Below are 14,422 nucleotides of genomic sequence, written 5' to 3'. Positions count from 1 at the left end.
ATTTTGCGGACTTGTTTCATAGGTTAAAATTAAGATTATTTCTTAACTTTCTGTGATGGCTAAGTTAGCATGTCCATGTTTTCATGTATATAAAAATTAATTGCAGTATAACAAAGTCTAAAATTAAAACTTTATTATACTGCAAAGATTAAATAATATTTAAAATTTATTTTTTTAGAGGTTGAATCCCTTCTAAAGTTGGTTTTACCTGAATAATATTTCCTTCTTCGTCAAAATACATGCGGTCAATACACACCTCTCTATTGAATCCGGCAGCGCGTCCCATTTCAATACCTTTAGGAATCGTAAAACGATGGTACACCAAATACCATTCATCTGTACCCGGAATTTGAATCACCGAATTATGTCCGGTTCCATAAATTCCTTGCGAAGGATCTTTGGCAACAACTAAATTGTCTTTCGGTATTGTAAATTTTCCCAATGGAGAATCGGAAGTGGCATAACGTACTCTATAATTTTCACTTCGGGTATCATCCTGCGACCATAGGAAATAATATTTGCCTTTTCGGTAAAAAACCTCTGTCCCTTCTCTAAAAGTTCCATCCGGTTTTAGAACGGTAAGCGTATTTTCTTTCAACGAAATCATATCGTCATTCAATTCGGCTCCTACCATAAAACCATTCCCCCAGTACAAATAACTTTTCCCAGAAACAGGATCGTTAAACACATCTGGATCTATTATTTGTCCTCTGGTAATTCCGTTTGGTTTAGTAGCAACTAATGGTTTTCCAATGTCCGTAAAAGGACCTTGAGGATTATCACTCACTGCTACGCCTATTTTTGCCTCCCCGGTATAATAAAAGAAATATTTATATTGTCCGTTTATTTTTTTCTCGGCTGCTGCAGGTGCCCATGCATTTTTATCAGTCCAGGAGACATCTTTTTTAAAATCCAATATCACGCCATCATCCGTCCAGTCTACCAGATTAGCAGAGGAGAAACTTTTGAAATAATTGCCACTCCAATCCGTAAATCCATCGCTGGTAGGATACATATGAAAACGATTATCTTTATTAGAATACAAAATTTCCGGGTCAGCATAATAGCCTGCTAATGATGGATTGTTGCGAATAACAGCAGTGACATCAAAAGACATCTTACCCAAACCACCCATATCAAAATCATATTTTACAGCTTGTTTTGAAAAATCCTGCGCTCCTGAAGGAATTACTGACGCACCCTGACCAACTTTGAATTCTGGATCAAAATGTGCTAAATTAGTTCCGTTTTTTACAGGAAGTAACATTGTTTTGTTTTTGACATCAACAACAATGTTATTTTGTTTAATAGCTTCCGATTGCGCTCCAGCAATTTCTCCATTTGGAAACCATCCAAAAGCATCAATTAAGGATTGCGCTTCTGATTTCGTAATGGGTAAAACAGTACCATGTCTTGGATGGAAATTCATTGAAACGTTCTCATCAATCACTTTGAAGTTTTTCAAATCAGTTGATGACGTAAATTGATAATTCCCTTTTCGGTACATATCGTACATCAAAATATAAGTATTGGAATTGTTTAGTTTAAAAACTCCCGAACCTTCCACCGATTCATTGGTTTGATCCACATAACCCTCTTGCAACACATATCCAGATGTTAATTTATCAGAAACAGCCACTTTTATACCTTTGTCTTTTTCATCTTCCGTTTTCATAAACAAATGAAATTTTCCGTCTTTTTCTATAATATCGGCATCAATACAAGAACGATTGATAGGACTAACAAACAATTGTGTTGGCACAGTCTCTAAAGCGGTAAAATCCTTATTGGCATAAGCATAATACACAATATCCGTTCCTCCTGGTTGCAACATCGAGAAATAGACCATGTATTTCTTAGCCTTTGTATCGTAAATAGTTTGCGGTGCCCAAACTCTCTTTACGTCCTTGAAATTTTCAAAAGTTTTAGAAATATCTACTTTAGAAGACGTCCAATGAACTAAATCCGTCGATTTTAAAAGTACCATCGCTTGGTTTTCCCAACCATTGGCAGTTTGTAAATCGGTAACTGTCATATAAAAAACGCCGTCAGCACCTCTTAAAATATGTGGATCGCGAACACCTCCGGTTGTACTAATTACTTCCGAAGCAATTACGGGTTTATTGTCATTTAAAGCATAAAAATTATAACCGTCTTTGCTCAATGCAAAACGAATAGCTTCATCTGTTTTGGCATTTCCAGTAAAATACACAAACAAGTATGCGCTTGTATTTTTTTGGTCAACTGCGCTCTTAGTGACTTTACAAGAAGAAAAGAAAACCAGAATCAGACTTATCGAAATTGTTAAAAAAGTGGATTTTATTTGTTTCATAGGTAGTAACTATAACGCCTTGGAGCAATTATTTTTTGATAATCTCGTCCAAGGCGTTAATTATATTATTTATTGGAATTCATCAAACTCAACGTATAACTATAGCTGTATTTAGGAGCTCTAAGTAAATATTGAGAATGTGGATATGCACCCCAACTGTTATCCCCTCCTAAACCACGTTGTGCTAAATCTACATGTACATATACTTTGTCTTGTATTTTTACATCATTAGTATGACGTTGATCTTTCGTTTTTCCTGGATCTAAAGATTCCGTAGAAACATTTAAAGTACTAAAACCTAAGGTTTGTTCTCCTGTGATTTTCAAGCCTAAACCTTTTGCATTTTGCAAAGAAAACCAACGCGTATCCGTTTTATATCCGCATTCCTGTGGACGAATGTATTCCCATACAAATTGATTCGCTACTTTGTCTTCATAAGTCCCAACAAAAGAAGCCGTTTTTCTATCGGAATAATTTTCTAATGGCCCACGACCGTAATAATTCAAGTTCTCAAAAGCTCCTGGAAGTTGCAAACGCATTCCAAAACGTGGAATTTCTGGTAATTTTTTATCGGTCATATCAATGCTGGCAGTTACTTTGATTTCACCGTTATTTTGAATTAAATAATTTACGGTATAAGCTGCATTGGCTCCAGCCAATACATATTGCACATCAATAGGCAATCCTAAATCGGTTTGTTTTCCTACTGTAACCGATTTTACTTCTGGATTTAAATGAGCGTCTTTCCAAACAGCTAATCGTTCTGGCATTTTGTTCCCAAAATCATTATCTGTTGGTGCTCTCCAGAAATAAGGTGTTGGGAAATTAGTAATAACTTCAGCACTTTCGTTTTTAAAATTATAGCTTTTAATTTCTCCTTTAGCTAAATCAAAAGTTCCAGCAATTGCCTTGGTTTCAAAAGACAATTCATTGCCTTTTTTCTTGATTTTTAATTCTTTCTTTTTCGAATTATCAACTACTTTTTCAGCAAAGAAATTTCCTTTCCCAATAGCAAATTGCTCTCTGGCAATTTCATGATTCGCCGGAACCAAATCTGTTGCTGTTTTGGTGTAAGCATAGACATTTAAGAAATATTCTCCTTTTTCAGTTAAGGTTTCAACAGGCAAATCAATAGTTGTGCTTTTCTCGGGAGCGCAATCGACATCGAATGTTTTCTCCTGAACTACAACGCCATTCTTCACTAATTCAAACTTGAATTGGTACTGATTTAAATTGGTATAATGGAAAATATTTTTAATCGTTAATTGGCTTGTCCCTTTTAAACTAAATAAAATATCCTGATATACTTTTTTTACTTCAGCTAATCCCGGATGTGGCATTCTATTAGCACTCACCAATCCATTAGCACAAAAATTATCATCATTTTGCAAATCTTTTCCACCTAAATCACCTCCGTAAGCATAGAAAACCGTTCCGTTTTCGTCTTTGGTTTTAATTCCCTGGTCTACCCAATCCCAGATAAATCCACCTTGCATGTGCGGACTGCTGTTGATGATATCAAAATATTCCTGAAAATTACCGTTACTATTTCCCATTGCATGTGAGTACTCGCACATGATAAAAGGTCTTGGTTTGTCGGCAGCAGCGTATTCTTTCATGTACTTGATACTTGGATACATTGGCGCTACAATATCGGTATCTTCATTTTCTCTGGCTTGTTCAAATTGAACCGGGCGCGAATTATCTCTGGCTTTCAACCATTTGTAAGCTTCATAAAAAATAGGTCCGTTTCCACATTCATTACCCATAGACCAGATAATAATCGAAGGATGATTTTTATCGGTTTCTAACATACGTTGAATTCTGTCCAAATGAGCAGGGAACCACATCGTTACATAAGAAGGATGTTTAGTCTCAGCAGAAATATTTTGTCCATCCACACCCATTCCGTGGGTTTCAATATTAGCCTCGTCGACCAAATACATTCCGTACTCATCGCATAATTCATATAAATACGGATCGTGAGGATAGTGACTCATTCTGATAGCATTGATGTTATTTTGTTTCATCAATTCCAGATCTCTACGCATCGTTGGTCTGTCAGGTGCATGTCCTTTGGTTTCATGATGGTCATGAATATTCACGCCACGAACTAAGATTGCCTTTCCGTTTACCAGAAGTTGAGCGTTTTTAATTTCCACTTTTCTAAAACCTGCTTTGCGATAAATCACCGAGTTTTCAGCAGGATTAGCAGTTTCTAATTTGATAATATAGCTATACAAATAAGGTGTTTCTGAACTCCATTTATTCACGTTATTGATAGTCGAACTAAAAACAACTTCTTTAGTTGCTGCGGTTACTTTTTTAGTTTCACTATATACTTTTTTGCCCTGAGCATCTAATAAAGTCAAACTTAGATTGGCATTTTTGATTTTATTTTGCTGAAAAGCTCTTAATTGTACGGTTGTTTTAAAAAGTCCATTGGTATAATTTTCGTCCAAATCGGCATTTAAAAAATAATCCCAAATGGTCAATTTAGGAGTTGCTTGCAAATACACATCACGCTCAATACCACTCAGCCTCCAGAAATCCTGATCTTCTAAATAACTTCCGTCATGCCAACGAAACACTTGTACTGCCAAAAGATTTTCTCCTTTTTGCAAAAATGAAGTCACATCAAATTCGGCTGCTGTTTTTGAAGCTTTGGTCATCCCCACTTCTTTACCATTCAAAAACACTCTTGCATAACCCGAAATAGAATTAAAATGCAACAACACTTCTTTGCCAGTCCAGTTGCCTGGTACCGTAAATGTTTTTCTGTAGCTTCCCACCGGATTGTATTCATTGTTTACAAAAGGTGGATTCTTAGGAAAAGGATAGACAATATTGGTGTAAATAGGAATATCAAATCCCTGCATTTCCCAGTTAGACGGCACTGCAATAGTATTCCATTTACTTTCATCTAAACCTACTTTGTAAAAATCCTGAGGTCTATCGGCTGGTCTTTTAACAATGTTAAACTTCCAATCTCCATTTAAACTTTTGTAATAAGAGGAAGCTTCCGGTTTATTAGTAGTCGCTATACTTTCATTTTGATACAAAACAAAAGTAGCCCTCCCTGCTTCTTTGTTTCTATCAATTATAGTTGGGTTTTCCCATTCATTTTGTTGTTGCTGTGCTGTTATGAACTGCACGATTAGCAAAAGCGACAAAATCAATCTTCTTTTCATTTTGTTTATTTTAGAGGTTTTTAGTATTCTTTTTGAGTGTTAATTGCTTCGAATTAAAGGTAGCTTTTTCAATTCTAAAACTTGTACAGGTTGTGGATCTACTTTTGCTAATCCTTCGCCATCAGCCTGACTTACATTTTGAGAAAAAATGTGTAATTTCTTTTGTTCCTGCCATAATTCCTTATCAAAATTAGGCTCCCATTGTCCAACGGTAAATCGACTAACATCCTGAAGTTCCCATTGTTTTTTGTCTAAATTAGTATAGGCCAATGTTATTTTATTATCTCGTTCTTCATCGCGATACAACAAATACAACATCGATTTATTAACTAAAATCTCTGGACGCGAAATTGGGATTCTTTTCGTTCCTCCTCCTCCTAATGCAAATGAGTTATGATGAAAATCAGTATTGATCAAATTCCATTTTCCTGCTGCCAAATAAACCACCTTGTATTGTGGTACTCCGTAGTTGTCCCAATAAGAAGCAATAAATGGATTGCCCTGTGCGTCCACGGTCATAGCTGTTTGATTGATTAAGCTACTGTTTTGAGACACTTCCCAGGCAATTTCAGCAGTATCTTTAGTGATAGGTAATTGGTATTTTTCTCCTGTTGATTTTTGCCAAGTTTGTCCACCATCGGCAGAAAAAGCATAACAAATATCATGATTAGTAGATACATCCCAGCTTTCTCTCCATACCCAGGAAATATAGATTCCCTTTTCGCCTACGCAAATTTGCCAATAGGCTGAACGTTGATTTTCGCCATCAATTAAATTATTTTGTAATGCTGTCCATTTTTGAGTTTTTACATCATACAATTTCATGATCATATTTCCTCTTCCTGAAGCTCCGGAACGGTAACAAAACAATAATTTCCCATTGGGTAAATTATAGAATTCCGGATAGGTTACTTTAGCTTCATCCTGACCCGTCATTGCTTGTTCGGCTCCTAATTCCAAACTAAAAGGTTTTTTACTTCTGGCATAACGTAGGCGGGTATCATGATGATCCCAGCTCGCATGTAAATAGCCTTCGCTATCAATGGCGATACTAATATCGTTATGAGCATCTTTTACATTTCCGCTATAAGGCGTAACCACTACTTCCCATTTTTTAGATTTCAGTTTACGCTTTGCCAGAACCATTTTCCCTTCCGGATTATAATAAGCCGTATATTGAATTCCTTTAAAAGTAGTTAGCGTACTGTTCCTAAAAATCACTGTATTAACCGAATTATTACTCCAGCCCAATCCAACTGAACTCAATTTGGTTTTTAATTGTGCATTGGCTACAGCAGCAACTAAGAAAAGTATTAAAAAGTAGTTTTTATAGTTTCTTCTCCCCTTTACCAATCGATTTTTTCTTATCATCTTACGTTTTTACTTTTCTTTACCTTACAACCTTTTGCTAAACAAATTTTAGAAAAAATAGCAAATCTATTTTTTTTCAATACTATTTTTACCAACTAACTAACAAATGTAACTACTACCATCATTAAAACAAACCAGTGCCAACCGGTTTTTAATATTAGCTACCAGATGAACGCTCCATTACACAAACAACTCTCTAAATTAACACTTAAAAGCCTAAGAATACAGTCTTGAAGGTTTTCTTTTTTATAAATCTTATTTACAAGCATACCACTATATACCAGTTATTTTTTATATTTAACAGCTCAAAATTTTCACATGAAGATAATTTCCATCAACAAAAGACAACATCTCCCAAAATACAAACAGATTATTCTGTCTGTTGAAATTGCCATAGCCGAGAAACGTCTTAAAAGAGGAGACAAATTACCTTCGGTAAATAAGGTTTCTCTCGAATTTGGTATATCCAGAGATACAGTACTACTGGCTTATGATGAGCTTAAAAAAAGAGGAATCATTTATGCCATTTTAGGAAAAGGCTACTATGTAAAAAGCGAAGATTTTAGTTTTGAGCAACGCATCTTTTTATTGTTTGACGAATTGAATGCTTTCAAAGAAGATCTTTATAATTCTTTTTTGGAAACCATTAACCGGAAGGCTCAGATAGATACTTTTTTCCATTATTTCAATCCTGAAGTTTTCAAAAAACTCGTTCATGACAATAATGGAAATTATTCCAAATACATTATTATGCCTACCAATTTAGCTAATGTTGCTTCGGTAATTAAAACGCTGCCGCAAGAAGATGTTTTTATTTTAGATCAAACCAATCCTGAACTAAAACATTTACCTTCTATTCATCAAAACCACCATAAGGATATTTTCAATGCGCTAGAATCTGGAAAAACCAAAATTGATAAATACAAAAAACTCATTCTGATTTTTTCCAGTTACAAACAACCTATAGGGATGAGAGATGGTTTTATCGATTTTTGCCAAAAATATCACTTGCATTATGATATCATCACCAATTTTGAAACCAACGAAATTCAAAACGGCGACCTTTATATTATTCCAGACGACCGCCATTTGGTAAACGTAATAGAACAATCCAAAAAACAAGAACTGAACATCGGAACTGATTTCGGCATCATTTCCTATAACGACACCCCTCTTAAAAAAGTAGTCGCTGAAGGAATTACTACTATCTCTACTGATTTTAAAGAAATGGGACGGATTCTTGCCGAATTAATACTCAATCAGAAAAAAGAACAAATAGAAAATAAATGTAGTTTGATTATGAGAAGTTCATTGTAAATAAAAAACGCTAAAACAACAATCCTTTCAGAGATTTTTTTATGGTTTTTTTTCTTCCATCTGTAACGATTTCAAATAATTCTCAAAATCAGATGCATTTCCACCTTCTTTTAGAAAACTTTTTTTAGCCAAAACTAACATTACAGCAGTAACTTTGTTTTCTTTAACACTGAATTCGAAATAATTTTTAGCTTCAGAAATTTTAGCATTACGGATTAGCATTTGATAATAAACTTCATTAAAAAAAGCATTTTCATATCCATATTCCTGTCTAGCTTTTTCTAACAACCTTTGAGATTCCTTATATTTCTGAAGTTTATCTAAAATTTGGGCATACGTAAAATATTCAGGAGCCGCGTTTGTAAGCACCAACTTTCGCCATTGATTTAAAGAAAGTTTTTCTCGATACTCTTTAGGCACATAAAACGCTCTGGTTTCAATTTCAGAAATTATTGAAGATGCAAAAACATTTAAAATTGCAACAGAAGTTTTTTTATTATTAAAAGGAACTGATATTAAATCCCTACTAAAATCAATTAAACTAGCAAACGACAACTCCTTTAAGCTATTCATTACTATCGAAAAGTCGTCATTTTTTTTAATGGCGTAGTTTATAATAGATTTATATATTTTATCATTATACAAATTTTCAGCTTCTGTATTTACATCTTCAAAATTAGGCTTTGGAAATTTAGTTACAAAATCAAAATACTGATTTGCCTTTGAAATCAGATTAGGTTCTAAAAAGATTTTTTTCAATGTTAAGTCTCTAGCTAAAACTCCTTTTGGATAGCTCTTAATTAACACTTTTTGAACAGAATCTACAAAGACTTTGTTCTTTGCAGACTCTAACAGTGCTAAAGTTTTTTGAACATTGTACTGCTGTTGATTATCCAATTGATGCGATAAAACATAACGTAATTCGCTTTTAATACATTCTTGAGCAGTGGTTGGTTCAACTATTTTATGTAGCACTAACAACTGATAAAAAGCATTTAAGCGACTTTGAGAATGATGCACTATTTCGGACTTTAACCATTGAAATGCCACTGAATCTTTAACGTATGATGCAGCATCAACTTTAACTGGAATTTCTTTTTGAAAAGCAGCCGAATGCAACATCGTCCAACCTATATAAGCACCCTTTGATTGTTCTAACAAACAAGAATAGGTGTCTTTCCCTCCATTATCAATTTTAGAATCCGAATTAAAAACACAACAAATTACTGCTGCTTCACTTGAAAGTTGTTCTCTGGTTTCCCAAGTACCTAGCCTAGTTTTTACTAAGGAAAAATCTTTGACAATCCATTTGAAATTATCATAAATATACATGACTCCAGAAATAGCAGTAGCCTCTTTTAAATTAGTTGATGCGGGATTATAAGAAATAGTAAACTGTTCTCCAGGTATTGGAAATTGAGGAATAATTTCAAATGTCTTAATCTGTGCATGTAATACCGCACAGAGATTAAAACTTATAAGAAAAACTAACAATTGTATCTTTTTCATAATACGAATATTTGAAGCCGTTCGCTTTCTATCTCCTTAATGCCAAAAGAAACAACATTTCAAGGCAACTCAAAAAAACAAAAAAACCTTAAAAACACAGATGTTCTTAAGGTTTAAATTTCAATCAGCAGAGAGAAAGGGATTCGAACCCTCGATGCAGTTACCCACATACTAGCTTTCCAGGCTAGCTCCTTCAACCACTCGGACACCTCTCTAATTAGGATTGCAAATAACACAAAAAAAATTGAGTTAGAAAAGTAAATTTCAATAATTATTGTGCCAATTTGATTCAAAAAAAAGCTGCTTTTGATTAAAAATTCTTTTTAAAGGCATCAATAAACAAATTAATTGCTTTTTTTCGATAGGTGTTTCTAACTGTTAAAATAAAAGCATTTCGTTCTACATCAATACCTTGAAGCTGTATCGATTTTATAGTATCCCAATCTTTTATTGCTTTTTCGGTAACAATAGTTGCCCAATGGCTATTTTCAATAATTTTTAATAGCGCATGAATAGCATTTAGTTCTATTGAAATTTTAGGTTTCATATTGAATTTCTGAAATAAATTATCCAAATACTCTCTGGAACTAAAGCCTTTTGAAGGCAGGATAAGCGGAATTTCATCTACTTTTAGAAACGGAATGCTTTCTAGTTTTGCCAACGGATTTGTCTTGGCTACAGCCATAACCAATTTAGAAGTAAACAAAGGAATTTTTTGAATCGGCATTGGTATATCATTAGCCGAAAGCACCAAAACCATATCCAATTCATTGTTGATTAATTTCTGTTTTAAGGGCTCAGTTGAATCGTATTCTACAATAATTTTTAAATCAGGATATCTTTTGGCAAAATCCTGTACCACAGGTAATACCAATAATCCAAAAATATAAGTAACTCCAATTCTTAGTTCGCCACCTATTAATTCATTCAAATCGTCAATAGCTTGTTTTCCAATCTCCACATCATCTAGTATGCGTTTAGCATGTTGCAAGAAAACAAAACCGGCTTCGGTCAATTGTACTTTTTTCCCAGTACGCAAAAACAAAGGCATACCTAGTTCTTCTTCTAACTTTTTTATTTGTTGAGACATGCCTGATTGCGTTACAAAACAAGCCTCAGCAGCCTGCGTAAAATGCAAAACTTCAGCTAATTTTACAAAATAATGCAGTTGAAAAACCTCCATATTGATAAGTTTAAATAATCATATTAAGTAAAATTATTAATTTTTCTAATTATTTCATAATTACGAACTTTGTATCAAAGAAATAAAATCATGTTCAAAGCTTTACAATCCCGAAATTATAAACTTTTTTTCTACGGACAATCAGTATCCGTTATCGGTACTTGGCTGCAAAAAACAGCCGTAAGTTGGATGGTATACAACGTTACTGGATCAGTTTTCTTATTAGGATTGGCTACTTTTTTAAGTATGATTCCTTCTTTATTTCTAGCACCGTTAGCTGGAAGCATTATAGGACGTTACAACAGACACCGCAGTATGATTGTGCTACAAAGCTTAGCGATGCTACAGGCGGGAACTTTGGCTTTATTGATTTATTTAAAAATTTACAACATCACTTTCATATTGGCTTTAAGTCTCATCCAAGGAATTATCAATGCTTTTGATATGACTTGTCGCCAAACCATGATGGTGGATATTGTAGACAACAAAGAGGATTTAGCTAATGCTGTTGCTTTAAACTCTACCATCACCAATTTTGCCCGAATTGCAGGACCTGCTTTTGCTGGTATTATTTTACATCAATATGGTGAAGACATCTGTTTTATTGGTAATTTTTTAAGCTATATTCCCGTATTAATTTCATTGCTTTTAATGCGAATCAAACCTTACACTAAAGCAACCAACAAACTGAGTATGCTTGATGATTTTATAGAAGGACTAGATTATATTAAGAAAGAAAATGAAATGGGTAAAATGCTTTTAATGCTAGCATGTAGCAGTTTATTTGTAATCTCATTTAATACCTTAATGCCTGTTTTTGCCAAAGACATTTTTAATGGAAATGCGCAAACTTTCAGTTGGTTTGAAAGTGCAGCAGGAATTGGTTCCATTGTTTCAGCAATCTATTTAGCCAATTTAAAATCGGCAGAAAAAATAGACAAAACAATGCTTATAGCAAGCGTATTATTAGGTATTAGCATAATCGTTTTAGCCCTTTCTAACAGTCTGATTTTAACACTTATCTGTATGGTTTTTAGCGGCATTGGAATGATGGGACAAACCTCATCCATAAACATTTTTATTCAAACTCACAGTGCCTCACACATGCGATCCAGAAGTATTAGTTATTATTTAATGGCCTATCAAGGGATGATTCCTGTAGGGAGTTTACTAATTGGTTATGTTTCTCATTTCATTGGAACAAGAACTACTGTAGCTATTCAGGGAATTATTTGTTTGCTTTCGGTATTGATCTATTCTTATTATAAAAAACAAAAAACCAGTAGCGAATTACAAACTTGCCCTGTTCATTATAAAAATTAAAGAGATATTTCTCCTCGAAGCGAAGTTTCAAAAACAGTCTTAAAATCTTTAGCAGGAATATTTTGATTCAAAAGAAACATCAATTTAGTTATAGCTGCTTCGGTAGTAATGTCTTTTCCAGATATTACGCCTATTTGCTTCATGGCTGAACTTGTTTCATATTGCCCCATATTCACACTTCCTACAGAACATTGCGTAACATTAATTACTGCCAATCCTTTTTGTATTGCATTTGTTAAAGCTAGAATAAACCAATCTTCGGTAGTAACATTTCCTGCTCCATAGGTTTCTAAAACTATTCCTTTGAGTGACGGAATTGCTAAGATTGCATTAAAAACACTTTCACAAATACCAGGAAACATTTTTATAATAACCACATTACTATCTAAAGATTGATGCACTATTAATGCTTTCTCCCTTGCTGTTGCTAAAAACAATTCGGGTTTGAGATTCAAATACACCCCAGATTCGGCCAATGCTGGGTAATTTGGAGAACAAAAAGCATTGAAATTTTCGGCATTAATTTTTGTGGTTCTATTGCCTCGGTATAATTTATATTCAAAATAAAGACAAACTTCTTGAATTACAGGACCCTTATTTTCTTGCAAAGAAGCGAGTTGAATGGCTGTTATCAAATTTTCCTTGGCATCAGTACGCAAATCACCAATAGGCAGTTGCGAACCAGTTAAAATTACTGGTTTAGCTAAGTTCTCAAGCATAAAACTCAAAGCCGAAGCCGTGTAAGACATAGTGTCTGAACCATGAAGTACCACAAAACCATCAAATTGAGAATAATGGGATTCAATAATCCTAGCAATGGCTGCCCACTGGCTTGGATTCATATTAGAAGAATCAATTGGATTCTGAAATGAAATAGTTTCAATCTCACAATCCAATTGTTTCAACTCAGGAATTCTTTGTAGCAATTTACTGAAATTGAACGCTTTTAATGCTCCGGTTTTTAAGTCCTTTCGCATTCCAATGGTTCCTCCAGTATAAATTAAAAGAATTTTAGTCCTTGAGTTCATGGGTATATTTGAGTTTATTGACTACTGGATTAGCATACATAGCTAAAATTCCTTGTAGCGCAATAGGATTAGCTGCATCGATACGTTTTTCAAGTCGGCGTTCAAAAACTGCTTTTTCAGAATCAGTATATCTATCCGAATACTTATTGGTATTATTCAAAATATCATAAGCAATATAATTGGTTGGCCACAACTTATAGCTACTCAAAATTGAATCGTCAATAGCTTGTGCTAAGGCTTGAATTTGCTTATTTACATTGTCATTTTCTGCAACAATAGTATCAATTTCAGTGTCTAAAACTTTTCCAATATGGATAAAGATACGTTTCTTTTGTCCCAATGCGCCACTTAAAATGGTCATAAAATCTTCATTCTCTTCTTTTACGTAGACTTCATTATTTGCCTCTGCTAATAATTGAGGCATTTTTAAAGCATCAGTAGGATCATATTCATAAGAAATAGAAACTGGAACAATCTTCAATTTTTTGAAATAATCCATTAAATTAGCTTCGTCTGAAGCCATTCCAATCATTTTTAGAACTCCCGGATTAGTAGCATCATTTCCATCTTTAGTTCTTCCTTCACGCTGTGCAATCCAAACCGAACGATTTTCGTGTTGTAACAACTGACTGATATATTCTGACAATGTTTTTGAACTTTGCAACATTTCTCTTGGCCCTAAACCTCTTTTTACCAAGAAATTACGATTTAACTTTGCTAAAACATTCAAAAAAGGTTGTTTGACCAAGTTGTCACCAATAGCCGAAGCTGTCATGACTAAATCATGCTCAAACAAAGTAGCATTAAGCAAGGTTGTATCTAATAAAATATCTCTGTGATTAGAGATAAACAAATAAGACGTATTAGGTTCTAAATGCTCAAAACCAGAAGTCATCAAGCCTTCCGAACTTTTCTCTAATACTTTTTGAACGGATTGGTAGATAAAATTACACTGAAAATCACGAATAGAATGTGTTTTCAACAATTGCTCTTTCCAAGCTTCATCGGCTACATCAGGAAAAGAAAAATTCATCAATGACTTCAACATCGGATGATGAATCACTTTTTTTATGGCTTTATTTATTTCGGAATCATAATAAGGCCGAATCTCGTCAAACTTTTGCATTATTGGTATTATTAGAAAAACAAATGAACAAAAAAAATATTA

The 14,422-nt window shown here is 33.9% G+C and carries 9 protein-coding genes and 1 tRNA gene; 2 read left to right on the top strand and 8 right to left on the bottom strand.

The window, feature by feature from the left end; all coding sequences use genetic code 11:
• Positions 1 to 166 precede the first annotated feature (166 nt).
• The 3 genes from AC4FRF_RS16560 to AC4FRF_RS16550 all read right to left on the bottom strand — a co-directional run bounded on the left by AC4FRF_RS16560 (position 167) and on the right by AC4FRF_RS16550 (position 6,894).
• Positions 167 to 2,332 (bottom strand): glycoside hydrolase family 43 protein, encoded by a 2,166-nt coding sequence (locus tag AC4FRF_RS16560; RefSeq protein WP_491161242.1) that lies wholly within the window; start codon positions 2,330 to 2,332, stop codon positions 167 to 169.
• Between the two features lie 65 nt (positions 2,333 to 2,397).
• The gene (gene lacZ / locus AC4FRF_RS16555; protein WP_491161240.1) at positions 2,398 to 5,523 is read right to left on the bottom strand and encodes a beta-galactosidase, LacZ type; all 3,126 of its coding nucleotides are present in this window, start codon (positions 5,521 to 5,523) and stop codon (positions 2,398 to 2,400) included.
• A gap of 39 nt (positions 5,524 to 5,562) precedes the next feature.
• Entirely contained in the window at positions 5,563 to 6,894 is a 1,332-nt protein-coding gene (locus tag AC4FRF_RS16550; RefSeq protein ID WP_491161239.1) for a BNR repeat-containing protein, read from the bottom strand.
• A 318-nt stretch (positions 6,895 to 7,212) separates the two neighbouring features.
• Here AC4FRF_RS16550 and AC4FRF_RS16545 point away from each other — a divergent pair, with 318 nt between their 5' ends.
• Positions 7,213 to 8,211, top strand: coding sequence for a GntR family transcriptional regulator (locus AC4FRF_RS16545; protein ID WP_491161237.1), 999 nt, complete (start codon positions 7,213 to 7,215; stop codon positions 8,209 to 8,211).
• Between the two features lie 39 nt (positions 8,212 to 8,250).
• On the opposite strand, the gene AC4FRF_RS16540 is transcribed toward AC4FRF_RS16545, so the two are convergent.
• From AC4FRF_RS16540 to AC4FRF_RS16530, 3 genes are all read right to left on the bottom strand, one after another.
• Positions 8,251 to 9,720 (bottom strand): hypothetical protein, encoded by a 1,470-nt coding sequence (locus tag AC4FRF_RS16540; RefSeq protein WP_491161235.1) that lies wholly within the window; start codon positions 9,718 to 9,720, stop codon positions 8,251 to 8,253.
• Between the two features lie 128 nt (positions 9,721 to 9,848).
• A tRNA-Ser gene (locus AC4FRF_RS16535) sits at positions 9,849 to 9,935 on the bottom strand.
• A gap of 95 nt (positions 9,936 to 10,030) precedes the next feature.
• Positions 10,031 to 10,903 (bottom strand): LysR substrate-binding domain-containing protein, encoded by an 873-nt coding sequence (locus tag AC4FRF_RS16530; protein ID WP_491161234.1) that lies wholly within the window; start codon positions 10,901 to 10,903, stop codon positions 10,031 to 10,033.
• A gap of 90 nt (positions 10,904 to 10,993) precedes the next feature.
• Here AC4FRF_RS16530 and AC4FRF_RS16525 point away from each other — a divergent pair, with 90 nt between their 5' ends.
• Positions 10,994 to 12,226 (top strand): MFS transporter, encoded by a 1,233-nt coding sequence (locus AC4FRF_RS16525; RefSeq protein ID WP_491161232.1) that lies wholly within the window; start codon positions 10,994 to 10,996, stop codon positions 12,224 to 12,226.
• Here the strand turns inward: AC4FRF_RS16525 and AC4FRF_RS16520 are convergent.
• On the bottom strand, positions 12,223 to 13,254 hold the full coding sequence (locus tag AC4FRF_RS16520) for an asparaginase (RefSeq protein ID WP_491161230.1): 1,032 nt from the start codon (positions 13,252 to 13,254) through the stop codon (positions 12,223 to 12,225). The two genes, AC4FRF_RS16525 and AC4FRF_RS16520, sit on opposite strands and share 4 nt — an antisense overlap.
• Positions 13,238 to 14,380 carry a 1-acyl-sn-glycerol-3-phosphate acyltransferase gene (locus tag AC4FRF_RS16515; RefSeq protein ID WP_491161228.1) on the bottom strand — a complete coding sequence of 381 codons (1,143 nt, stop codon included), beginning with the start codon at positions 14,378 to 14,380 and terminating at the stop codon, positions 13,238 to 13,240. Before AC4FRF_RS16515 ends, AC4FRF_RS16520 begins: the two co-directional genes overlap by 17 nt.
• Positions 14,381 to 14,422: the final 42 nt, after the last annotated feature.

It is taken from the genome of Flavobacterium sp. ST-158 (assembly GCF_058309975.1).
Note: the sequence above shows the minus strand (reverse complement) of the source record. Positions and strands in the feature narration are given on the sequence as shown.